Here is a 23750-nt window from a genome sequence, read left to right on the forward strand (position 1 = left end):
TCCCCATTTGAAGTGTCCTCTTCATTCATTTCCCCGCATTCAGCCCGTCCAAAATAAATTGCTGGGCTTTCCAGCCGCTTGCAGAAGATGAATCCATGGAAAGCTGTTTAGCCGCGGATAACAGATTTTTCTTCAAAGCCGAATCCTCTTTCACACGGTTAATGCCATCTGATGCCGCCTTAATTTGGTCTGCTTCAGGTTTTCCTCCCGAAATGACCTGAAAGGATATAGCTGATAAACTGCCTGCCGCTTTTTTCAGTGCTTCCGACGAATTCCCTGTGCCGGATACCGGCCACTCTGTCTGTTTGCCCCCCCATGCTTCCACCTGTTTCTCCTGTAAGACTTTGCTCAGTGCACTGGTTTCTTCCTTAGAAAAACCAACACCGCCGTATACGAAAAAAGCGCCACCCTCTTCCTTGACCACAGCCGCATACCCGCTGTTCTTCAGCTCACCTGCTACCTCCTCAGCTGAGACACGCGATGAAAATTTCCCGTTTTGGACAACATAGGTTGCGATCTTGCCCGCTTCGGACGGAATGGCTGCAGGAGATGGCTTTTCTCCGGACTGAGAAGGTGCCGGCTCAACACCCGGATCTGTCCCGCCATCTGCCGGCATGGCGGCCGCCGGCATATCATCATTGGAAATGACATTCAGTGCAATAAATCCAAATGAAATTCCCAAAACGACCGCTACGATGACCGTAAACAAAAATTGTTTAATCGGAAAAAGCCGATCCTGTACGCCTTTTGTATCCGAAGGGAAAGAAAAACCCTTTTTCTTCTCCTTCTTCTGAACGATCACTTTTGGATCTTCTTCATATACATCTCCCTCATCATCAGGCAGGATCCACTGAAACTCCTCCTTCTCCCGCTCTGCCGATGCGGCAGCTTCTCTTGCAGCATTCTCCTCCCACGAAGTGAAGGGAATGACGGAGTCTTTTCCACGTTCAGGTTCACCATTCAACTTAATCTTAATGGTACGCCCTTTGTTCTGCTGCTTGTCCATTCCATCACCGTCCCCATATGGCAACTTTCCTCCATGCTAGCACAGCGAAATCAAAAAAAAACAAGACATTTGTCGTCTTGTTCGAAAAGGTTTTCGCCAACTATTCGGTCGTTTCGCCAATGTTTTCGTCCGATGGCGATTTGAACGGATCAATAACACTGCCGGGATCTGAATTTGGAAATGGAGGCAGCTGGTCTTTTAGTTCTTCAAGGTCCGGCATATAGTAGGCGGAGACGATGACGTCGTATTTGAGAGGGACGTCGGCCGTTTCTTCCTTACCAGCCGATTCAGTGTTCGTAATTGTTACTGATTCAATTTGAGTGATTCTCTTTAAAGACTCCAATGTTTCTAAAAATCGTTTTACTCCGCTGTAGTCTTCAGATTCCAAATTAACCGTAATGGATACTTTTTTCATTCCTGCTGGAAGGGCAGGCAGATCGGCTGCAGGCTCACCAGCCGAACCTTCCTGGGAACTGCCGTCAGCTGCCGGCGCTTCTGATGCAGGGGCACCGGACGTCCCTTCCTCTGCGGCTGTACTGGCAGCGGCCGTTTCTTCTTCTTTCTTCTGATCTGCTGTTTGATCTGTAAAATCCTGATCAGAAAACAAAGCCGATTTAACGGTGCTCCCTGATAGTGTTTCAGCTTTTTCTAAATCGAGCAGAAACTGTTCTTCAAAGCGATTATTCGGTACCTCCATCTGCAGTTCAGCAAGAGAATACTGATTAAGAATAGTATTCGCTCCTCCACTCGTGCTAGTTGGAGACAAAAGTTCTTCAGAAGTTGCAATGTTTTTTTGATAGGACTCCTGTTGTTTGGCGATTGGACTTAGGATCAGAGATTGAAAAGCAGCGTAGGCGCCGCCGAGAATCGCAAGGGATAAGACAGCAGCAATGAGATGCTTCCTATTGAACTGAATCATCCTGCTTCTCCCCCTTCTCCTGTATTTCTTTCCACTTCGCCCGATTGAGTTCCAATTCAAACGTAGCAAGATATGGCTTTTGTGTTTTCAGTGAAGCTGATTCTTCCTCATCTGCATTTGCCGCGCTGACCTGTTCCTGTGTACTCATTTCCGTCAGCTTCACTGTTTGAAAATAAGGTATCTCTTTTAAACGGTTTAAGTAAAATGCGGCTTCTCTGGATTCCTCTAAATGAATAGAAAGGGTTAATTTATTCGCTTCTGTATATCCAAGTGATTGAAAGTAGCCGCTATTCGGCAGTCTCCCTTTCAGGTCCTCCATAATAGGAACAAATTCAACCGGATAATCTTCTGTCCAAGTGACAGCATTCGCCAGCGTGGTAAAGGCACTTCCGCTTCCAGCACCGTCAGTCTCAGCTGTAACAGCCAGCTGCTCCTGAAGAGCCAAGTCCTCCTGTTTTAAACGCTGAACCTTAGCTTCTTCCGAGCTGAATTGATTTTGCATAAACAATAATAACAAAATAGCTGTAAGTGCCAGCAGCCCCATTACCAGAAGTGAAGCATAGTTTTTACGCTTTCTTTCAGGCAGTAAATTAATTTCTGCAAGCATGCTATTCCACCTCTTTTAGCGCAAGACCGAGCAAAACGTCAAATTTCCCGGGCAATGCCTCATTTGATGGTGTGTAAATCGACTCTCTTAAAATACTGGTAACAGGCATTCCTGCTGCAGCCGTAATTTTTTCTGACAGCTCCTTTATTAACGGATGGTCACCCGCCAAGAAGACTCTATCAATTTTACGGTTGCCCTCATGGAGAGTATATTGATAAAAATTCATAACCCGTTCAATCTCACGCAGACTGTCTTCGAAAACGGATAAGACTTCCTCATAGGTCTGAGTTTTATGGGTAAGTTTAAAATATTCCCCTGATGCGGATAAATACTGACAGTCCCAATCCTTAATTTGAACAGCAATCGGAAGACTTCTCATCATGAGCAGTTCATCCTGTTCGAAAATCGAGAACGTCACTGATTTCATATTGGTTTGGATAAGAAGACTGCTTTCTAAACCAGGCTGCTTTCCCTGCAATTTGTTATGAAGTCTAAATAAACAGAGCGGGGAGATATCGGCCACTGCAGCCATTAATCGATGCTGATCTAAAAACCTGACGTAATCCTGAACCGCTGCTTCTGGAGCAGCAAACAAATAAACATCCTTGCTTTTACCGGAGCGGTCGATAATCTGCACGTCAAATATGGGATCTTCAAAAGGGAGATGAATGCTATTTCCAAGCTCTGTGTATAAATATCCCTTCATCTCATCTTCAAGAATATCATCTGGAACTTCTACCTTTTTCACAACAACAAATGAGTCCGGTACAATAAATCTAATTTTTTTTCGTTTAAGCGACCATTCCTGCTTGCATTCTTCAAGAATCAGGGAAAGCTTATCATAATCCTGAATCCGGCCGTTGCTAATGATCCCTTCCGGAAGAAAGTGCTCTCCAAATCCGCTGATTTCCAAAGGATCTAAAGACTTGAGCTCAAGGTATTGTATAGAATAGTCGGTAAAAAGCAAATTGGCAACAGATGCTCTGGGACGGAATAGAGAGAGTTTCATGCAAAAGCTCCTTTGTCAAAATTACCCGGTTAATCCGGGAGAATTTAAAAGAATATGAATACCGATACATACCAGTCTATCAATCTTTCACCCCAGAAATAAGAAACAAGGGCCCCTAGAACAATAAATGGTCCGAAAGGAAAAGGCTTTCCTCTCTTTACTTTTCCAGCCGCCATACCGAACAAACCGGCAACAGTCCCAAAAAGCGTGGAAAGAAAGAATGCGAGAAGAACGAGCTTCCATCCAAGTCCTGCTCCAAGCACCCCAAGCAGCTTCATATCCCCCGCTCCCATACCTCCCCGGCTTGCAAGGATAATGACGAACGGGATAAAAACGCCTAACAGGATACCGGCAATCGGATCCCACCAAGGATGGAGAGGAATAAAAATCCGCTCAATCAGTAAAAGCGGGAGAAAAACAAGCAGCACTTTATCCGGTATGATCATATAGCGGATGTCAGATACCATAATAATCGAGCATAGAGAGATAAGAGTTATAGCGACCGTCAATTCCTTTGACCATCCCACCAAAAGCGGTGATATCGTGAAAAGAATAGCCGTAAAAAGTTCCATCAGTGGATAAATAGGTGAAATCGATTTTCTGCAGTTTGCACAAGCACCCTTTTGAAATAAATAGGAGAAAATCGGCACTAATTCCTTCGGAGACAGCTGATGACTGCAGCATGGACAAGCCGAACGGGGACGGACAATGGATTGTCCTTCAGGAACACGAAGACCAACAACATTAAAGAAGGAACCAAGAACCGCTCCAAGGATAAAGAGATATGTATGGATGATGAGTGGGAGAATCATGATGGGTTCACCTTCTTGTTGGGATTTAGGGTTTTGGTGGGGAGTTAATTAGAATGGATAAGTCCTCCCGGGGGAGGACTGTTATATAATATTTAAAGATTAATTTCTCCTCTGCTTATAGCTTTAACATCTTTACCACTAGTGCCAGTTTGATCTGAGTAAGTTTTCACTGGATTTGTAGTACTCACAAGTTTCACATAAAATTTTACTACGCCACCTACTTTTTTCGCTAATACTTTTGTATCTGTTTCATTGTAAGTATCCTTATTATTACTTGGATCTTTAATTTCTTCCATATGTCCACCAGTAATTAATGTTGATAGAGGAATAGATGTACCTGTGGTGTCTATCTCCTTATTTTCCGTTGCAATGTATATCCTTGCAGCATTAGCAATTTGCTCAGCATTGGCAATATGGGCATCTTTCTTAGAATTACTTATCATTGCACCTACTGCAGGAATCGCAATTGCAGCGATAATTCCTAAAATAACGACAACAGCCAACAATTCAATCAGTGTCAAACCGCGCTGATTCTTAAACATTTTTTTAAACATGATTCAGGTTTCCCCCTAATTTTAATTAGTAAATTTAACCCAATTTACTAGATTCATTATACAACACCCTTAGGCATTACGATAGATATTTTTGACATATTTTTTTACTGGACATGATTAAAAATATCAAACATCGGGACTATTATCGCTATGACAATTGTACCAACTATTCCAGCAAGAAGAACAATCATTAAAGGTTCTATAATAGATTTCAGGCGATCTGTACTGTTTTCAACTTCTTCCTCATAAAAATCTGCTACCTTTCCTAACATAGCATCCAAGGAACCTGTCTCTTCTCCTATAGCAATCATTTGCGTTACAAGCGGAGGGAATGCCCAATGTTTTCGCATAGGTTCTGTTATAGAAAAGCCATTTTCCAATGATTTTCTCGACTCTAAAATCACTTTGGAAATCACTTCATTTTCCACCACTTTTTCAACGATGCCCATAGCTTGCAGAATTGGGACCGAGCTTGAAAAAAGAGAGCTCAAGGTTCTTGTCATTCGGGCCAGGACAGCTTTTTGAATCATTTTCCCGAAAATCGGCAGCTTTAAGGCCACTAAATCCAGATAGTAGCGAGTTGCTGGGGTTTTCCTCATAACTACAAAGGCTGCTGTTAAAAGGGCGAATATAATGAGCAATAGCCACCAGTAAACCTGCATAAAATTACTGGCATTGAGCACAACCTGCGTAATAACAGGAAGCTCTGCCCCAAACCCTTCAAACATCGTAACAAACGTAGGCACAACAGATAACAGCAGGAAAATGACTACTCCAACTGCAACCACAGCAACGGCCATCGGATAGGCAAGGGCAGATTGGATTTTCTGCTTTGTCCTGTTTTGTTTTTCATAGTGTTCAGCAAGCCTTTCAAGCGTTTCATCCATGTTTCCACTCGCTTCACCGGCTCGAATCATATTTACAAACATACCCGAGAATATTTTGCTGTGCTTGGACGATGCGGCAGATAGAGGATTTCCTGACCTCATATCTTCCTCCATCTGCTCAAGCGCTCTTCGAAGCGCCTTGCTTTCGGTTTGCTTTGCGAGAATGTTTGTAGAGTCAACAACTGATATTCCCGCTTTCAGAAGTGTGGAGAATTGACGCAAAAAAATGACGAAATCCTGAAGCTTAACCGGGTTCCCGATGCTGATGTCCTTAGTCAAAAAGGTTTCCGGTACTTCGTTTAGCTTCGTAACCCGGATTCCTGATTCACCAAGCTTTAAAACAGCTTCTCTTTTAGACGGAGCGGTCAGTTTCCCGCTCACTTTGCCTTTTTTATCGCGGCCTTCATATTGATATCTTCCCATTACTCCACCGCTCCCTGCATGTATGGCAATGCGGTTTCCCTTTCAATAATTCCGCTTTTCACAAATTCTTCGAGCTTGCTTTGAAACGAATGCATTCCCTGTGCCCGGCTTGTCTGGATTACACTTGGAATTTGATGTGTTTTTTCATTGCGAATCAGATTGGCAACAGCTGAATTATTCAATAATATTTCAGTTACCGCTCTTCTTCCTTTACGATCGGCGGTCGGAAAAAGCCTTTGAGAAACTACACCGATCAGCACAGATGCAATCTGAAGCCGGATTTGCGGCTGCTGATTGGCTGGAAACACATCGATCATTCGGTCAATGGTCGTAGATGCCGATGATGTATGGAGCGTGGCCAGCACCAGATGCCCGGTTTCCGCAGCAGTAATCGCTGTATGAATGGTTTCCAAATCGCGAAGCTCCCCGACCAGAATCACATCCGGGTCCTGCCGCAATGCAGCTTTTAGCCCTGTTGCAAATGTAGTCGTGTCAAATCCGACTTCTCTTTGCTCAACCACGCATTTTTGATGCTTGTGCAAATACTCAATCGGATCTTCAAGTGTGATGATATGTTTGCGGATTGTTTTATTCATATAATCAATCATGGCTGCAAGTGTAGTAGACTTGCCGCTCCCTGTCGGACCGGTTACGAGCAAGAGTCCGTGGGGCTTGTCCACCATATCTTTTAGAATCGGAGGCAATTCCATTGAATCTATCGATGGAATGGTTCTTGGTACAATTCGGATGGAAAGAGAGATGCACGACCTCTGTCTGAAGGCATTGATCCGGAATCTTGAAATACCGGGAATTCCGTAAGAGAAGTCCAGTTCCCCTTTTTCCTCAAAAAGGGCCCATTTTGTTTTCGAAATGATCGCTTTGGCCATGCCTTCCGTATCAGCCGGCATTAGCGGTTTATCCCCCATTTTAATCAAGTCTCCGTTTATTCGAAGGACAGGAGGCACGCCAACAGATAAATGAATATCAGACGCCTGGCGTTCGTAGGCAGTTGTTAAAATGGAATCAATTTGACTTTTCATTTAGGCCTTCACCTTTTATTCCGGCATCGCAACCCGGAGAATTTCTTCTGTTGTCGTAAGCCCTTGCTTCACTTTTAATAGGCCGTCGTCAATCAAAAAGATGGTTTTGTTTTTCACTGCTAAATCACGAAGGACAGAGAACGGTTCGTTGTTTAAAATGAGCCGTCTCATCTCATCATCAATCATTAAAAGCTCATGGATGGCAATTCTTCCTTTATAGCCAGTCATGTTGCACATCCCGCAGCCTTTGCCTCTAGCTGTTTTTTCAATACGGAGTCCTCTGCGGGCAAAAATTTCTGCTTCCCGCTTTGTCACAGTCTGCTCCTCTGCACAATCCCGGCAAACCTTCCTGACAAGCCGCTGAGACACGACGCCTGTCAGGGAGGACGCCACTAGAAAAGGTTCCACTCCCATATCAATCAGACGGGTAACCGTACCAAGCGAATCATTCGTATGAAGCGTGCTCAGCACAAGATGCCCGGTCAGCGAGGCTCTTACCGCAATTTCTGCTGTTTCGCGATCACGGATCTCCCCGACCATAATGATATTCGGATCCTGACGCAGCATCGATCGAAGTCCTTTTGCAAACGTCATTCCCACATTGGCATTGACCTGGATCTGGTTGATCCCTTCCAGCTGATATTCAACAGGGTCTTCAATCGTAATAATATTTACCGCTTCACTATTTAGCCTGTTAAGGGCCGCATAGAGAGTAGATGATTTGCCTGATCCCGTTGGCCCCGTTATTAAGACAATGCCGGTCGGCTGTTCAATTAGACTATTAAATCGCTGAAGGTTCAGACTGTTAAAGCCGAGTTTGTCCAAATCATTCAGTGTGCTGCCTAAATCCAAAATCCTCATTACAATTTTCTCGCCATAAACAGTGGGAAGTGTAGAAACACGCAAATCCAATGGATTCAGGTTTATAACGGTTTTTATCCTTCCATCCTGAGGAACCCGATGCTCGGTTATATCAAGATTCGACATGATTTTTATTCTGGCTGTCAGGACGCTTTGCATGTGCTTTGGCAGCGTCCGTTCATTTTTTAGAACCCCGTCTACACGGTAGCGGATCAGTATTTTCGTTTCATGCGGATCAATATGAATATCACTTGCTTTTTGCTGAACAGCACTTTGCAGGATCTGATTGACCATGCGGACGATTGGGGAATCATCTCCGGTTATCGTATCTTCCTCTACTTTTTCTTCAACAGATATTTGATCCATAAAGTCTGACATACTATCATCAGATTCATAAAATTTTGCAATAGCTTTATTGAGATCGTCCTTGGAAGCAATCGCCGTCTGAATCTGAAACCCAGTCGCTAAGCGCAAATCATCAACTGTATAAAAATCCATTGGGTCAGCCATGGCAACGAAAAGCTTGTCTCCATCTTTCTTGAGTGGAATAACCAGGTTTCGTTTTGCCATTTCTTTAGGAACAATATTCATAATTTTTTGATCAAATGGATATCTATAGAGACTGATATGAGGAATACCAAGCTGAAATTCCAGCACTTCAATTAGCTGCTGTTCCGTCATGAATCCTCTCTCTACTAATGCGTCACCAATCTTCTGGCCTTTTTGCTTTTCTGAAAGAGTCTGATTTAGCTGTTCTTCCGTGATGAGGCCGGCTTCTACAAGAAGATCGCCTAGCCGTTTACGGGTTGTGGTCAAATTCATTCCCCCCCCCGCTTGTTTTATTTTTCAATGGGCTCTTCTTCTGAAGCAGTATTTTCACCTTGTGGTTCAGGCTGCTTATCAGACTGCGAATTTTCAGCTGGAACAGCTTTCTCTTCTTCAGTCTGATTTGTTTCCTCAGCAGGCTGCTCACTTGCAGGAGGCTGCTGTTCTTCCGCTGCCGGCAGGCTGTCAGGGTTCAAAGGCCCTGCTGGCACGGTGGTCCCTTCAGGTAAACCAGTCTCAGGATTTAATAAATTATTAATAACCTCATCTACTACTTCAATCGGCTGATAATAGCGTTTTTCAAGGATTTCATGAATCGGAGGATAAAAATCTTCTGCGATTTCTTCAATTCCCTGCGGATAGCCTTGATGGTCCGTTACCCGTCTTGTCACTTTAACTAAAATTCCATCCGCACCATCGCGAATTTTTTTCTCTTCCCCTACAGAAAGAGAAGTATTGTAACGAATAATTTGTTTAAAAGGGAAATACTCAGGTTCCGCAATAACCGGTTCATATGTGTATAAAAGAGGTTTCCCGGATATCTTAACCGTCAGGTTCTCTCCAGAAATTTCAAAAACGAGAGTGTAATCTGTCTGATTTGGGTTGAAAATTTTTAAATCCATTTCTTTAGGGATAATCTTTGCTTCAAATCCCGGATCGGTGTACGGCGGGGCAACTACTCCTGTGTGCCTTTCTACAACAACAAAATTTGTTCCAAGCACCGTTTTAAAAACAGCTGAAGCGATCATTCCGAGCGAATCCTGGTTAGTCGCTTCGGGGAATTGCTCCACTAGGGACCATTGGGATAATGCTTTCACTTTTATTGAAGGATTGGATTTGACAAACTGGAGTATTTCCGGATCGTCAACAGGGACAGGCAAACTCGCCTCGTGAATAATCTGCTCTTCACCTGCAACATATTTTTCTAAATGATAGTGCAGTCCAGCTTCAAGCTTTGCAGCTGATTCTGTTAACTGCTTTTTAATTTGGTCCATATCAATTTGAGCGGCGTCATTTAAAGCTAAATCAGCTAAAATACGATCAACGAGCATGCTGTCCAAAGACACTTCAAGCTGGGAAGGCTGGCCATCTGCTGCATTGCGAACACTTTCATCTACTTTAAATTGAATGGCTGCTTCCGGAAGAATTTCTTCCCGCTTGAGGAAAGTCAGCTTTATTGAATTAGCACTGCGCCAATCCTTTATGGAGTCCTCTACTTTTTGTGCTGCTTCTCTTTGAGGCAGACCCGATATATCTATGGAGGCAATTTGCGTGTTAGGTTTAAACCGGTCACCATTACTCAGGTAATCCCACACAGCTTCACCTGCGTAGGAAAACCCGGTCAAATAGGCGGTACAAATAAGGAGGGCGAGGAATACCTTTAAAAGCTTTGAGTTTCTCACCGATACATTACTCCTCACATTTCAACGTTCATTGATAATTCAACAATTATTCCAGGACCTTCTTCTTGAGCATGGCGAATCGCTTCCGCTGTAAGTAGGCTGTCTTTTTTCACCAGAATATGCCCCGATTTCGTATAAATATCTTTTAAAACTCTCTTGCCTTCAAGAAGCTGAAGCTGTTTTTCTTTAATATCATTCATCGGCTGGGACGCATATCCCATAGACTTAGGCTCATGCGTAAATACAGGTTCTGACACAATCTCAGGCTCTGCAGGAGCTGGAGCAGGCATTTCCGATACAGGAATGGTTACTGCAACAATTTCTTCTGGTTCGACAGTGTTTTGCCCTGCCAATTCCTCTGGTGCCGAATGGAAATGAACATCCTCTTTTACGACAAGAATATCCTTTCCGAAGGTCATTACATCACTTGATGCAATGGTCACCTGTTTTTCCTTATGGCCGATTTGGAGTCCAAGAATTAATCCGTTATCCTCATCGACAAAAAATTCCTTTGCTTCTCCTAATAACTGGCCTTTCCGAGTCATAACACGAGTATCATTTATTTTAATCCGCTTATTCACAAGCTGGTTGGCAATGGGAATTTCGTTTAAATCAATAATAGAATTTTCTGATTCAATTGTTACCGCATATTCTCCGATTCCCACAATCTTCTTAAATGGGATCGCTTTAACGCTTACCTGCCACTCTGCATGCTCAACCGTAAGGAAATCAACCGTTCCCTTTTCCGGATTGATTACCAAAGATTTCACTTCTCCAGCCTCTGTTCCTTCAGTAATACAAACGATTGGCAATCCGACTATTTCAATACTTTTTTTCATCATTCACCACATCCAATAGATTAATAGATTCATTGTTGCTGCTTTTTCGTCCAGGATAGCTGTTCTTTTAAGTATGGATAGGATTCCAAATATTCCATTGCTTCCATATAAACATTTTGAAATTCTATTTCCTGTCCCTTTTCCTCTAAATAAGTTAAATATAATTGCACGAAAACAAAATATTCCCGGATTCCTATAGTAGAAGTCAGCACCTTATCCATTATCGCATTAAATTCATAGCCAAGAGAAGTTTCTTTTAACTCAAGAAGCTGATTGTATAAAACTTCTAGAAATTCATCCGGCATCGATTTCTGAATAGATACAGCTTCTTCAAGAGGTTGTTCCACTTCTCGCTCTTCATAAGCATCTCCCGAATCGCCGGTGTCAGTGTTTTCTTCGATATCTTGAACATACAGTTCAGGAATTTGCAGTTCAGCTGCTTTTTCTTCAACAGCCTCCTCTTGTTCAAATTCCTCTTCAGCAGATTTACTATCAGAATCAAATGCCATGACAGATTCTTCTTCAGCCGCTTTTCCAACAGAAAGTTCTTCTTCGTCAGAAAGGGCGTCATTCGTAATGGGTTGAAGTACATCCAAATCCAAATCATAAACCGGAAGATCGTCCTTAACAGCATCCTCTTCAAACCAAGAAGCAAAACCCTTCATTTCTTCGTCGGTTATTTCTGCTTCTCTTTTCTCTGTTTCTTCCTCGGTGAAGTCTATTTCCGGCTCTCCTGCAAGCTCCATTAAAACGTCAGCAGCACTTTCTGGAGCAATTTCCTTTATTAAAACAGCATCTTTTTCTGATATAGAAATTAATGAGGTCCCCTCCCCGGTAACGAGGTTGTCGTATAGGCTCTCCTCTTTTTCCTGATCAAAATTATTTTCCGAAAGCTCCTCTAAGAAGCTTCGGCCATTTAATGAATCTAAGTCTTCTTCATCCACTGTAACACCGGATTCTTCTTCATCTGGATGACTCTCAAACCACTCTTCCAATAACTCTGGATCAGAGTCAGATGGAACAGAAGTTTCCGTTTTGTCAGCAAATTCTTCCTCGCTTGAAGCAGTTTCTTCAATATACCAGTCGGTTTCAAGGATTTCTTCATTTTCATCTTCCACGAGGCTACGCTCCTGATCATCGGGTTTTTCTTCAAACCAATCAAGATCAATTATTTCATCCTCGTTTGTTTTTACATCATCATTCTGATTATGAAATTGCTCATACTCAGGATACTGATTGCTTTCTTCCCTTTCGAAAGGAGATTCTTCGTACAGATCTTCATCTGTATGATCATAACCCTCAACAGCAAGAAATTTTGCTCCTTTTTGATGAATAAAATAGGCTGCCATTCCGAGCAATAATGCTGTTACGAGAACAGACTGCCATATAGGCATAACCTGAGATCCCGCTAAGTACATCAAAGCCAATAAAAATGAAACGGCTGTAATCAGCCACTTTCCTTCCGCTCTTAATGGGAAAGGGATCAAAAGAAATACAGGAACCCAAATCAGCAAACCTGCAAGTAAGTACAAAATAAAATTCCAACTAATAAAATCCAATTTATCACCTCAGCCGAAAGATTCATGCATAAAGAACTATTAATCAATTAAACGTGTAAAAAAATCCCTGAAATGGACAATATTCGACTATCATTTATTGTATAATAAACTTATTGAATTTGAAAGAAGGGAATCATATGTTTGAGAGAATTATTTCTTCCGATCAAAAAGGATTTACATTAATAGAAGTACTTATTTCCATTACTATTTTCAGTGTCCTGACCATCGGAATGCTGCAATTTTTCAATCAGGCATTAAATTTTTCCAATAAAAATGAAGATAAAACACTTGGCATTTATGTAGCCCGAAACATGATTAATTATATGGAACAGCAAAGCTTTAGTAATATAAATAGTTTTTACGTGAAGGAGACCGGGGCAACGGTCATTGAATCCCCTTCTTGTGAAAAGGATACGCTGGCAAATGGAGAAAAGGTACTGAATCAAACAGAGAAGATTACGCTTAACGGAAAAGAAACAACAAGATGCGCATTAAATTTTACTCCAAAATTAAATAACCGCCAGTTTTCGGTAAAGGTTGAAGTTAAAAGACATACTGATGAAAAACTGCGGAATTCATTGATCCCCGTCAACGTGATCGTTTCATGGGATAACACTAAAACACAGCTAGAGGGGTACATTGCCAATGAAAAAAACCGCTGATAAATGGAACAATGATCGTGGGATGACACTGATCGAGGTTTTAGCCGTGTTAGTGATATCAGGAATTGTGATAACGGTTTTTTATAATGTCTTTATTATGGGTATTAAAACCTATGAAAAAACCAGTGTAGAGGTTCAACTGCGGGATGAGGCTGATTATGTGCTGTCCGACCTATTAGATGTTGTGAATCAGTCGAAAATAGACAAAGCTGAACTATGTTCTTCAGAGCAAAATGGTACCCCCTGCCTGCGTTTTGTTCAAAACAAATCAATCGAGAACAAGGACGGAATTTTTATTGAGCAGAATTCTTCAGAAATCACAACAACAACTTTTATTTTTGGTAAAGAGGTCAAGAAAATAGTTGATCAAAATGGAAATAAAGAAACTGCCATTCTTACACAATCTCCCTACGAATTACTTGTACCTGTCAAGCCGGAAGAATCAGCAAATATCTTCTGTATTGAAAAGTCAACAGACGGATCTGGTTCCTGCAAATCCGGACTAATAGAAATGTCCATTCAAATTCAGAATGTTAACTTCACCGAAGAAAAAAATATGACGGTTAAACCAATGACACTTAAAAGCCAATTTGGATTCTAAGCATGGAGGAAACGAGTATGTTAAAAAATCAAAAAGGTCAGGCGTTACTAACTGTAATGGTTGTTTCCCTTGTATTCACCGTACTCGGGCTGACTATAGTAGCGGGGTCCCTTGGAGGAACGAAACGAACGGAAATAAGGGTGGGGGACATTGAGCTTACAGCGAAAGCTTCAAGAGCTTTAAATGAGGTCATTGCACAGTTTCGAAATAAAGTAACGGATCAATCGCAATTTAAGCTAACCAGTGTAACGGATATTGCAGCTATTAATGCAAGACTTGGTACATTAAAATCAGATTTATTGCAGAGCACTTCAATATCCGGCCAGGATAATCCATTAAAAATAGAGGATTTAACTACACTATATAAAATAAATACTACTAAGTATTTAACAAGAGCCTATGAATTTTCCTATACAGCAAAAGATGGGAACCGAAAAAAAACCGTTACAAAAAAAGTGTTTCTCTCTCCCACCCCTTCTTTTTTAAATTACGCTGCCGGCACCGGTCCTAATGGAGAAATGTACTTGAATGGGGCGTCTGAATTTAATGGAAATATCTATACTGATAAATTACAAACAAAAAATATAGCCCAATACTATGACGCTTCATCCGTTAACGGAGTGCCTTCTTCCAAGGACACCAGATATCCAAAGGTTAATGGCAAAGCAATTATACGGACAAGCATTAACGGAAAAACAAATCTATCTGATTATACCCTTTTAAAAACGTATTTTGAGGAGAATTCCAACACTGTTTTTCAAAAGGATACAGAGGATTACATTCCCGTAAATTTTGAAAACACCCTAGCCCAGATCCTGAACAAGGTCGGTTCCGTCACTGATTTTACAGAAAGCGCCTTTCAATCCGATGAAGCTATTTCAGCTGCTATATCAAAATTAGTAAAGCCTTGTGAAACAAATTTACTTGCATGGCTATTTCCTTCAGCGCTGCCAGTACCTTCTAAAGTATCATGCTCCAATTCTTTAAAACTAATAGATGATCAGCTAAGCAACCTAAATGAAATTAATATAATTAATAAAAGCCAGGGACAGAACATTATTTATACAGATATAAAGAAAAAGGGACTTAAAAGCTACGACATTTTAAAAAACCTTGTGCCATTAACGATTCAAACAAGCTTTGAGCTTGCCGATGAAAAATGGATGATTGTAAACGGAGACTTAGAAATATTAGCAAGCACTGACACTCCAATAATACTATCAGGCAATCTTTTCGTCACCGGCAATTTAATGATAAAAGGAAATCAGACAAATGCTTCAGGAAAGCCAGAAACAATTGAGGATGATGAGGTACTCGCAGACTCCACTGTTTACGTACTTGGTAAAACCTCTATCTCTAATACAAACATAAAAGGTATACAGGGTAAACAGCTCGTCGTTATGTCACATGGAGACTTATCCGTCTCCAGAATTAACGAATTTAAGGATCGTGATCAAATTGAACCCCTTGATGCTTTCCTATATACGGATGGCGCCGCCGAGCTTTACGGAGTGGGCTCTATTTTCAACATTAATGGGGGGATATTCGCTCGGGATAGCCTGACAATCAATGCCATTAGGCAAAATTCTATCACCCGTGCTCAGGTGCTTAAAAATTATATTCAAGATCCAGTTATACAAAAAAACCAGGCTTCGAGATTTTCCGTAACTCACGATCCGAGTGTCCTTATTGACCAAATGGATGCTCTTCCAAGAGTAGATAAGTACCAGGTTATTATGGATGATACTTTAATTAACAGGTAACAAGTAAGGCCTTCCCGGATGGGAAGGCCTTTTATCTTGAATCATTTCACCATTTGAGTCCATTTGAATTATTCGGATCCTCTACAATGATGGTTCCGGCAGCATTCAATTGAGTTTGACCATCTTTAACAACCGCTTCAATTGAATCAAAACCTTGTGTAATGCCAGTTGCCTTGAACAAACCATTTTCAACAGACAGCTTAAATGCATTTGTCGGTCCTTTTTTCATGCTTTCAATATATTGGTTCGTTGCATCAAGTGGATCAAATTTAAGGTAAGAATTAAGTACCACTGTTTCGCCTACATTAATTTTAATTGGAGCAAAGACTACACCTTTAACAGGAATTTCGGATACGGTTATTGTAACTTTCTTGTTAAGTGTATAATCTCCTCCATTGAAGACAATCTCAAAGTCTATCGGATAGGTCCCGCTTTTATTAAATGATAGCGGCAGCGTGTAATTAAGCTGACTTGGATTAGGCTTCGGATTATACTCAATTGTTGGGAGAGCCATTTTGTACTGGCCATTTGATAGCTTTGTTGCTTGAGAGCTTTGCTGCAGCGATGCCCCCTCCGGTAAATTGAACAATACGTATCCGTTAGACAAGACTGGTTTTGTAGAAGAGATATTTTTTGAAATTGTCTGGAATATACTCACAATATCGTTACCGACAGCATTAATGGCCTCCCCTTTGCTCTTTATTGATATGTCTTCCAATAAATCCATATCAATCTGGGCTCCATTCCGTGCATCGCCAAAACCAATGGAATTAAGGATGATACCCTTGTCAGCTATTAGCTGAGCTTGTTCATTAATGTGAGTGGTAATATCAGCCTGGACCGCTCCTGATGTTTTTTGTTCAATATAATACTTGCCGTTATGCTCTACGACTACGTAATTTCTGCCTGGATTTGTATCAAAATACTGCTTTTTCTGACCTGTAATACTTTGACTTCGGTTGGTTGAATCTCCTATGACGTAAGTGCCATCTTTAAAATAAGTTACGAGATTTGACCAATACTTGCCTGCTAACGAACTGTAGCCGAATCGGCTGTAGTAATCATTCACTTCGATAAATTCTTTATATGATTTATTAGTTTGAATCACTTTTTCTGAATTGGTAGGCTTACCATCCGTCATAAATATTATATATTGTTTTCGGTTTGGGGAATCCTTTCCCTGTTCCAAAATCAATCTCGCCTTCTCAAGGGAGTTGGTGTAGTTCGTTCCACCTTCCGCTTGCATAGCTGTAACCTTAGTCGTTATTTCAGCTGTGTTAGAGTTCAAAACAAATTGGGAGTTCGCATCACTGACTCCGGAATCAAATGCGACAAGTGCGAAACGGTCTTTGATTGTTCTGCTGCGGTTATTTTCGTTAAAAGTAGTAAGCGCTGCGGCCATAGCATCTTTTGCATGGAGCATTTTCGACTTGCCGTTAACAAGTTCATTCATCGAACCGGACTTATCGAAAACAAAGACTACATCAATAGGCGATCTCTCCGTCTTCGGAGCTTCTCCTTTAGGAGTTACTGTTATTAGAATAGAAGAAGATGCATTTGCACCAAAACCAATTTGTGTCTTATCCGGAGTAGCACTCACCGAAGACTCAATCGATATGCCAGCTTCAGCAGAAGCAAATTGACTAGGTAATATGAATTGCGAAATAACCAGCGACATTAGTAAAATAGCGGCAAATATCCGTTTAATCATCGGAATGCTCCTCCTATAGACTCATCATAAATGTAAAACTTTGTCTTGACATTCACATTATACCAAATTAATTGAATGATATAATCATTTTTTCCTATAAACTGAATATTAATTTTTCGACAAAAAAACCGGCCCTTTTCAGACCGGTTCATCTATGCTTATTTTGTGTATCCAGCTACTTTATTCCTGCCTGCTTGCTTGGCCCCTGTGTACATGGCCCTGTCAGCATGGCGGACGAGGGACAACGCATCATCTGCATCAAACGGAGCTTGGGCAATACCGATGCTTGCTGTGATAAAGATCTGCTGTTTAGACTGCCCCTCCAAATCCTGTTCAATAAGAAAAGGCTTGCCTGCAATTTCATTCCTCAGGCCTTCTGCCAGGGCGAGAGCTGCATTTCTATCCGTTTCGGGCAGCAGGACTACAAACTCTTCCCCGCCGTACCTTGCTGCTGTTCCCTTGCTTCCGAAAAATTTCTCGATGCGGTTTGCCAGCTGGGTCAGTACTTCGTTTCCGGATTGATGTCCGTACATATCATTGACCTGTTTAAAGTGATCAAGGTCGAGAAGAATCAGAGCCAGCTGAGATAAGGTTCCGTTTTTAATTCTTTGAAATTCTCTTTCCAGCTCCGTTTCCATAAAACGATAGTTATACAGGCCGGTTAACGAGCACCGAATGGACTGCTTAACTGTTTCTTCATGGTACCGGGCATTTTCAATGGCTACTGCCAAATGAGCAATCAGCAGATTCACGATCATTAGCTGATGGTTTTCAAATTTTCTTCTTTTATTTGAAGCCAGAATGACAACGCCTACAACTTGCTGATGCCGGAAAACCGGAAAAGCCATCATACTTTGGGCTGCTTTAGGGATGTACTTGCTCAGGTGGTTCCACTGCGTTCGTTTATGAAAGAGAAAACTCTTCTTTCTCGCATACACATACCCGCTGATTCCTACATTTAATGAAACGGATTTTTCCGGAGATTTTTTATGTTTTCCATCCTCAATTTGACGAATAATTTTGAGGGAGGTCTGGTCCATGACATCGATGATATAAGCATAATCAACCTGAATCATATCCGTTATTTTTTCGAGAAACACATCCAGAACATCATCGACTTTCAATCGTTCTGTTAGCTGATAACCGACTTCACTTGCTTTTTGCAAATAGACATTGATATGCTTCGCGACATAGTAATGATTCAGCATGATGGAAATCACAACGATTGGAAGTCCTACATAAAAAAGAGCCAGGGAACCAAGCTGTCCGTATAGGACATAAAGAATAAATCCAAAAGGGGATACAATGCTTGCGGCAAATGCTTCCCATAGGAAATCCCTTGAAAAGAAAGGGGCTTTTCTTTTGTAAATATATCTCCAAATGATGTTGTTTAAAATTAAGTGATTCACAAAAAGGGATACCACGACGTAAATAAGGATACTTGCAATAAACCAAAGTGTCAGTTCCTGAGAGCCATGCCCTCCGTCCATCCATTCATATACTGCACCGCTCACTAAGGAGATGATCATGAACATGAGAAAGTTAACAGGATACCTGTACAGATCCTTCCAGCCAATGCGCAATCTCAAAAGGAGAACAATCATTGCAAACTGAATCATGACCATTTCTGCAAATAATCCAAAGTATAAAAAGACAGCAAGTGAAACACCTTCTACAAAAAAGACGGGTGTTCCATTTACTACAATGGGCATTAAAGCTACCGCACACATCAGGATAAGGAAAAGAAACAAATCCTTTACCGATCCTCCTGCTATATCAGGCGGCCAGATTTGATACGTTAAGTATAAGATAATTGGCGAAATAATAGCCCATGTTAACCATAAGGTGATCTGCAGACGTTTATCCAACGCAGCCCCTCCTTCAGCCGTCCTCTGTTTGTTCTATATTTTAGCAAATTTTCTGACGGTTGTGTTAACTTTTTAGGTCTATTCGCCTAAAATTTTCTTTTCAGCTGCCAGCAGATATTGTCGAACCTGAGAAATAAAGTACAAAGATCCGCATATAATCAGCATTTCATCGCTTTTTAGCTTCTTAGGAAACGCATTTAAAAATGATTTCCAATCTGCTATTATTTTTTTATTTTTTGTCCGGCAGGCGTTGTAAATGGATGTGCTGGAAGCAGCCCGGGGAAATTCAAATTCGGTAAGATAGAGATAATCCGCCGTTTTTTCTAATTCATACAGCATTCTGTCATATTCTTTATCCTCAAGCGCCGTAAATAGCATATGAATGGTTTTATCGCTCTCGTGACCCTTTAATGTTTTCGTCAGACTTTCCACACCTTCAAGATTATGTGCACCGTCGATAACGATAAGAGGATCGCGGCTGATTACTTCATATCTCCCGCTCCATTTGGCAGTATATAATCCTTTTCTGATCTGTTCATCTGATAGCTGAATGAGCCCTTTTTCTCTTAATAGGGAAAGCGCGGCGAGCGCAAGCGAAGCATTCATGGTCTGATGAACTCCGAACATGGTAATTTGGAGATCCTCCCAGCTTCCAAATGGAGAGGTAAAAGAGAATGTTTCACCTTCAGTGTGTGACTGAACCTCACTTGTTTGAAAATCATCACCTAATACGTACACTTCCGCATTTTCATCCGCCGCTTTCTTCCGGATCTGTTCAAGCCCTTTGCTTTTCTGCACACCTGTCACAACCGGAGTCTTCCTTTTAATGATTCCCGCTTTTTCAGACGCAATCTCCTCTATCGTATCCCCAAGGATGTGCATATGATCATATCCCGTATTTGTAATAATGGATAGGATCGGTTCTGCTATATTCGTAGAATCCAGTCTTCCTCCAAGGCCGGTTTCAAGCAGGACATAATCAGGACGATTGAATTCTCCAAAATAAAGGAAAGCCATAGCCGTAATGATTTCAAATTCTGTCGGTGCTTCGTTTGTTTCTGCTTCCACTCTTTCTGCCGCAGGTTTAATAGCGTTTGCCAGCCTGAGAAGATCATCATCGCTGATTGGATAGCCGTCCATGCTGATCCTTTCATTAAAGGTCTCCAGGTAAGGGGACGTAAAGGTACCTGCCTTATAGCCCGCCTCATTTAACATGGACCTCATGTAGGAAACGGTTGAACCTTTGCCGTTCGTACCTGCTACATGGATCACCGGAATCTTTGTATGAGGATTCCCGAGTTTCTCCATCATTTCAACCATTCGGCCAAGGCCTGGTTTAATCCCGAACCTTAAACGGGAGTGAATCCAATCCAAAGCTTCTTCATATGTATTCAGCATCTAATCACCTCACTAGGATAAAAAAGCAGGTGACCATCCTGATGATGATCACCTTAAAAGCTTTAGCCTTTCAATTCTGCAATTCTCGCCAAAACGGAATCCCGTTTTTCGACGTATTCTTTTTCCTTCGCACGCTCTTCTTCAATGACCTTTTCAGGTGCCTTCTTCACAAAGCCTTCATTCCCCAGTTTCTTCTGGACACGTTCTACTTCCTTCGTCCATTTATCCAGTTCTTTTTCAAGGCGTTTTATTTCTTCTTCCATATTAATCAGGCCTTCTAGCGGCAGAATGAGTTCTGCCCCCGTCACAACGGCTGTCATCGCTTTGTCCTCAGATGGCAAATCTGTTCCGATTTCAAGCGAGCTTGGGTTGCAGAAGCGTTCCAGGTAAGAGCGGTTGTTCTCAAGCTGCTGTGTGATTTCTTCTTGCTTTGTTTTGATTTTCAGCTGGATTTTTTTGCTCATCGGCGTATTCACTTCCGCACGGATGTTCCGGACTGAACGGATAATTTCCATCAGCAGCTTCATATCGCTTGCCGCCTGATCGTTGCTTAGCTCCTGTTTTACTTCAGGCCATTTGGCAACCGTAATGGATTCTCCTTCATGCGGAAGGCTCTGCCAGATTTCCTCTGTGATAAACGGCATAATCGGATGCAGCAGTCTCAGAGTCTGATCCAGTACGTGAGCGAGAATGGATCGAGTCGTATGCTTTGCCGCCTCGTCTTCCCCGTACAATGGGATTTTAGCCATTTCAATGTACCAGTCACAGAAGTCATCCCAGATAAAGTTGTATAGAACACGGCCGACTTCTCCGAATTCATAGCGGTCAGCAAGCTTCGTTACTTGTTCAATGGTTTCGTTCAGGCGTGTTAGAATCCATTGATCCGCTACTGATTTTTTCCCGGTTATATCGATTTGATCGAATGTCAATCCTTCCATGTTCATCAAAGCAAAACGGGATGCGTTCCAAATTTTATTGGCAAAGTTCCAAGTGGACTCAACCTTTTCAAAGCTGAAGCGCAAATCCTGTCCAGGCGAGCTGCCGGTTGCAAGGAAGTACCGCAGCGAATCGGCTCCGTATTGGTCGATTACTTCCATCGGGTCTACACCGTTTCCTAGAGATTTACTCATTTTACGGCCTTGATCATCTCTTACAAGTCCGTGAATCAGAACATCCTGGAATGGACGCTGCTCTGTAAACTCGAGACCCTGGAAAATCATCCGTGATACCCAGAAGAAAATAATATCATAGCCGGTTACTAGAACATCAGTCGGGTAGAAGCGCTGATAGTCAATGGATTCAGTGTCCGGCCAGCCCATTGTCGAGAACGGCCAAAGTGCGGAGCTGAACCATGTATCGAGTACGTCTTCATCCTGCTTCCAGTTTTCCGAATCAAATGGTGGCTCATGTCCAACGTGAACCTCACCCGTTTCATTGTGATACCAGGCTGGAATGCGGTGTCCCCACCATAGCTGTCTTGATATACACCAGTCTCGGATATTTTCCATCCAGTGCAGGTATGTTTTTTCAAACCGCTCCGGAATGAAATTGACTTTTTCGTCAGAGGATTGGAGATTAACTGCTGCATCAGCCAGCGGCTGCATTTTCACAAACCACTGTGTAGAAAGATAAGGCTCAACTACAGCACCGCTTCGTTCGCTGTGTCCAACTGAGTGCGGATGATCTTCAATATTGAAAAGGACACCATCCTCCTGCAGATCCTTCACAATTTGCTTGCGGCAGGCAAAACGGTCCATTCCTTCATATTTGCCTGCTTTATCATTCATCGTTCCATCTTCGTTCATAACGAGAATGCGAGGCAGATTATGCCGGTTTCCAATTTCAAAGTCATTCGGATCGTGGGCAGGTGTAATTTTAACCGCTCCAGACCCAAACTCCATATCCACATAATCATCAGCAACAATCGGAATTTCTCTGCCGGTAATTGGGAGAGTAACCATTTTTCCAATCAGGTGCTTATAGCGCTCGTCCTCAGGGTGAACCGCTACTGCTGTATCCCCAAGCATCGTTTCCGGACGGGTTGTTGCAATCTCAATATGCCCGGATCCGTCTGTAAGAGGATAGCGCATATGATAAAACGCACCCTGTACATCTTTATAAATAACCTCAATATCAGAAAGAGCTGTTTTCGTTGCCGGATCCCAGTTAATAATGTATTCGCCGCGGTAAATCAGTCCTTTGTTGTAAAGCGTGACAAATACTTCCCTAACTGCTTTTGAAAGCCCCTCATCAAGAGTAAAGCGTTCACGGGAGTAATCCAGCCCTAGTCCAAGCTTTGACCACTGCTCGCGGATATGGGAAGCATACTCTTCCTTCCATTTCCACGTTTCTTCAACAAATGCTTCGCGTCCAAGATCGTACCGGGATTTACCTTCTTCTTTTAGCTTCGCTTCAACTTTCGCCTGTGTCGCAATACCGGCATGATCCATTCCCGGAAGCCAGAGCACGTCATACCCCTGCATGCGCTTCATCCGAGTCAGAATATCCTGAAGGGTTGTATCCCAGGCATGTCCGAGGTGGAGCTTTCCAGTTACGTTTGGTGGAGGGATTACAATTGTGTAAGGCTGTTTTTCCTGGTCATTTTCTGCCTCAAAATATTTTCCGTCCAGCCAAAATTGGTAGCGGTTCTGCTCTACTGCATTTGGATCGTATTTCGTTGGCAGATTGGGCTGCTGATTTTCATTCATTTCCGGTTCCTCCTAAAAATTGACAAAATAAAAACTCCTCCCATCCAAAAGGACGAAAGGAGCTGATTTCGCGGTACCACCTTTTTTCATGGGAAAATAAAGCCTGCTCCCATGCTCTTAGACGAATTAACGGCCTGCGCCGGCTTTCCCTACTTAATAATTCAGAAAAACTGCTCAAGGGCGACCTTCCAGTTCCGCAATCCTGAGAAATCTTTCAGCAGATGATTTCCCTCTCTTTAGGCGCGGTATGCCTGTACTCTTCCCTATCCATGCATTTCAACATATTCTTTTCATG

The 23750-nt window shown here is 42.1% G+C and carries 19 protein-coding genes and 1 other annotated feature; of the genes, 3 read left to right on the plus strand and 16 right to left on the minus strand.

Features of this window, described 5'->3' with window-relative positions; translation table 11 throughout:
* Window positions 1-25: 25 nt before the first annotated feature.
* The 12 genes from AS29_RS03020 to AS29_RS03075 all read right to left on the minus strand — a co-directional run bounded on the left by AS29_RS03020 (window position 26) and on the right by AS29_RS03075 (window position 12744).
* Window positions 26-1006 (minus strand): hypothetical protein, encoded by a 981-nt coding sequence (locus AS29_RS03020; RefSeq protein WP_156505848.1) that lies wholly within the window; start codon window positions 1004-1006, stop codon window positions 26-28.
* Window positions 1007-1106: 100 nt separating this feature from the next.
* Window positions 1107-1925: a hypothetical protein gene (locus AS29_RS03025; RefSeq protein WP_035405326.1), complete on the minus strand. Its 819-nt coding sequence runs from the start codon at window positions 1923-1925 to the stop codon at window positions 1107-1109.
* On the minus strand, window positions 1909-2532 hold the full coding sequence (locus AS29_RS03030; RefSeq protein WP_035405329.1) for a hypothetical protein: 624 nt from the start codon (window positions 2530-2532) through the stop codon (window positions 1909-1911). The genes AS29_RS03025 and AS29_RS03030 overlap by 17 nt, the downstream gene beginning before the upstream one ends.
* A gap of 1 nt (window position 2533) precedes the next feature.
* On the minus strand, window positions 2534-3541 hold the full coding sequence (gene pilM / locus AS29_RS03035; RefSeq protein ID WP_051860562.1) for a type IV pilus biogenesis protein PilM: 1008 nt from the start codon (window positions 3539-3541) through the stop codon (window positions 2534-2536).
* A gap of 44 nt (window positions 3542-3585) precedes the next feature.
* Window positions 3586-4353 (minus strand): prepilin peptidase, encoded by a 768-nt coding sequence (locus AS29_RS03040; RefSeq protein WP_035405331.1) that lies wholly within the window; start codon window positions 4351-4353, stop codon window positions 3586-3588.
* A 92-nt stretch (window positions 4354-4445) separates the two neighbouring features.
* Window positions 4446-4907: a prepilin-type N-terminal cleavage/methylation domain-containing protein gene (locus AS29_RS03045; protein ID WP_082883715.1), complete on the minus strand. Its 462-nt coding sequence runs from the start codon at window positions 4905-4907 to the stop codon at window positions 4446-4448.
* Between the two features lie 104 nt (window positions 4908-5011).
* Window positions 5012-6217, minus strand: a complete 1206-nt coding sequence (locus AS29_RS03050; protein WP_035405332.1) for a type II secretion system F family protein — start codon at window positions 6215-6217, stop codon at window positions 5012-5014.
* Window positions 6217-7257: a type IV pilus twitching motility protein PilT gene (locus tag AS29_RS03055; RefSeq protein ID WP_035405334.1), complete on the minus strand. Its 1041-nt coding sequence runs from the start codon at window positions 7255-7257 to the stop codon at window positions 6217-6219. The genes AS29_RS03050 and AS29_RS03055 overlap by 1 nt, the downstream gene beginning before the upstream one ends.
* A 15-nt stretch (window positions 7258-7272) precedes the next feature.
* Entirely contained in the window at window positions 7273-8934 is a 1662-nt protein-coding gene (locus AS29_RS03060; RefSeq protein ID WP_231889896.1) for a GspE/PulE family protein, read from the minus strand.
* A gap of 23 nt (window positions 8935-8957) precedes the next feature.
* Window positions 8958-10346 (minus strand): VanW family protein, encoded by a 1389-nt coding sequence (locus tag AS29_RS03065; RefSeq protein ID WP_035405338.1) that lies wholly within the window; start codon window positions 10344-10346, stop codon window positions 8958-8960.
* Between the two features lie 14 nt (window positions 10347-10360).
* The gene (locus tag AS29_RS03070; protein ID WP_035405400.1) at window positions 10361-11185 is read right to left on the minus strand and encodes a PRC-barrel domain-containing protein; all 825 of its coding nucleotides are present in this window, start codon (window positions 11183-11185) and stop codon (window positions 10361-10363) included.
* A 29-nt stretch (window positions 11186-11214) separates the two neighbouring features.
* Window positions 11215-12744 carry an O-antigen ligase family protein gene (locus tag AS29_RS03075; protein WP_035405340.1) on the minus strand — a complete coding sequence of 510 codons (1530 nt, stop codon included), beginning with the start codon at window positions 12742-12744 and terminating at the stop codon, window positions 11215-11217.
* Between the two features lie 137 nt (window positions 12745-12881).
* On the opposite strand from AS29_RS03075, the gene AS29_RS03080 reads away from it, so the two are divergent.
* Genes AS29_RS03080 through AS29_RS03090 form a run of 3 tightly spaced genes read left to right on the plus strand, consistent with a single transcriptional unit; the run spans window position 12882 to window position 15770 of the window.
* On the plus strand, window positions 12882-13406 hold the full coding sequence (locus AS29_RS03080; RefSeq protein WP_051860564.1) for a type IV pilus modification PilV family protein: 525 nt from the start codon (window positions 12882-12884) through the stop codon (window positions 13404-13406).
* Complete coding sequence (locus AS29_RS03085) at window positions 13390-14007, plus strand: PilW family protein (RefSeq protein ID WP_035405341.1); 618 nt, start codon at window positions 13390-13392, stop codon at window positions 14005-14007. The genes AS29_RS03080 and AS29_RS03085 overlap by 17 nt, the downstream gene beginning before the upstream one ends.
* A gap of 17 nt (window positions 14008-14024) precedes the next feature.
* Window positions 14025-15770 carry a hypothetical protein gene (locus tag AS29_RS03090; RefSeq protein ID WP_035405342.1) on the plus strand — a complete coding sequence of 582 codons (1746 nt, stop codon included), beginning with the start codon at window positions 14025-14027 and terminating at the stop codon, window positions 15768-15770.
* 46 nt (window positions 15771-15816) lie between these two features.
* Here the strand turns inward: AS29_RS03090 and AS29_RS03095 are convergent, their stop codons facing one another.
* The 4 genes from AS29_RS03095 to AS29_RS03110 form a co-directional block, all read right to left on the minus strand.
* Entirely contained in the window at window positions 15817-17481 is a 1665-nt protein-coding gene (locus AS29_RS03095; RefSeq protein ID WP_035405343.1) for a VWA domain-containing protein, read from the minus strand.
* 158 nt (window positions 17482-17639) lie between these two features.
* The gene (locus tag AS29_RS03100) at window positions 17640-19349 is read right to left on the minus strand and encodes a sensor domain-containing diguanylate cyclase (RefSeq protein WP_051860565.1); all 1710 of its coding nucleotides are present in this window, start codon (window positions 19347-19349) and stop codon (window positions 17640-17642) included.
* Between the two features lie 78 nt (window positions 19350-19427).
* Entirely contained in the window at window positions 19428-20747 is a 1320-nt protein-coding gene (locus AS29_RS03105; RefSeq protein WP_035405344.1) for a bifunctional folylpolyglutamate synthase/dihydrofolate synthase, read from the minus strand.
* A gap of 62 nt (window positions 20748-20809) precedes the next feature.
* Window positions 20810-23455: a valine--tRNA ligase gene (locus tag AS29_RS03110; RefSeq protein ID WP_035405345.1), complete on the minus strand. Its 2646-nt coding sequence runs from the start codon at window positions 23453-23455 to the stop codon at window positions 20810-20812.
* A gap of 45 nt (window positions 23456-23500) precedes the next feature.
* Window positions 23501-23734 (minus strand) — a binding site (T-box leader).
* Window positions 23735-23750 lie beyond the last annotated feature (16 nt).

The sequence above is a fragment of the Bacillus sp. SJS genome (assembly GCF_000732485.2).
Taxonomy (GTDB): Bacteria; Bacillota; Bacilli; order Bacillales; family Bacillaceae; genus Metabacillus_B; species Metabacillus_B sediminis.

Excerpts from the sequence above, each read along its gene's own strand:
- AS29_RS03020 (WP_156505848.1), bottom strand. The coding sequence starts at position 1,006 with ATGGACAAGCAGCAGAACAAAGGGCGTACCATTAAGATTAAGTTGAAT.
- AS29_RS03025 (WP_035405326.1), bottom strand. The coding sequence starts at position 1,925 with ATGATTCAGTTCAATAGGAAGCATCTCATTGCTGCTGTCTTATCCCTT.
- AS29_RS03030 (WP_035405329.1), bottom strand. The coding sequence starts at position 2,532 with ATGCTTGCAGAAATTAATTTACTGCCTGAAAGAAAGCGTAAAAACTAT.
- pilM (WP_051860562.1), bottom strand. The coding sequence starts at position 3,541 with ATGAAACTCTCTCTATTCCGTCCCAGAGCATCTGTTGCCAATTTGCTT.
- AS29_RS03040 (WP_035405331.1), bottom strand. The coding sequence starts at position 4,353 with ATGATTCTCCCACTCATCATCCATACATATCTCTTTATCCTTGGAGCG.
- AS29_RS03045 (WP_082883715.1), bottom strand. The coding sequence starts at position 4,907 with ATGTTTAAAAAAATGTTTAAGAATCAGCGCGGTTTGACACTGATTGAA.
- AS29_RS03050 (WP_035405332.1), bottom strand. The coding sequence starts at position 6,217 with ATGGGAAGATATCAATATGAAGGCCGCGATAAAAAAGGCAAAGTGAGC.
- AS29_RS03055 (WP_035405334.1), bottom strand. The coding sequence starts at position 7,257 with ATGAAAAGTCAAATTGATTCCATTTTAACAACTGCCTACGAACGCCAG.
- AS29_RS03070 (WP_035405400.1), bottom strand. The coding sequence starts at position 11,185 with ATGAAAAAAAGTATTGAAATAGTCGGATTGCCAATCGTTTGTATTACT.
- AS29_RS03080 (WP_051860564.1), top strand. The coding sequence starts at position 12,882 with ATGTTTGAGAGAATTATTTCTTCCGATCAAAAAGGATTTACATTAATA.
- AS29_RS03085 (WP_035405341.1), top strand. The coding sequence starts at position 13,390 with ATGAAAAAAACCGCTGATAAATGGAACAATGATCGTGGGATGACACTG.
- AS29_RS03090 (WP_035405342.1), top strand. The coding sequence starts at position 14,025 with ATGTTAAAAAATCAAAAAGGTCAGGCGTTACTAACTGTAATGGTTGTT.
- AS29_RS03095 (WP_035405343.1), bottom strand. The coding sequence starts at position 17,481 with ATGATTAAACGGATATTTGCCGCTATTTTACTAATGTCGCTGGTTATT.
- AS29_RS03105 (WP_035405344.1), bottom strand. The coding sequence starts at position 20,747 with ATGCTGAATACATATGAAGAAGCTTTGGATTGGATTCACTCCCGTTTA.
- AS29_RS03110 (WP_035405345.1), bottom strand. The coding sequence starts at position 23,455 with ATGAATGAAAATCAGCAGCCCAATCTGCCAACGAAATACGATCCAAAT.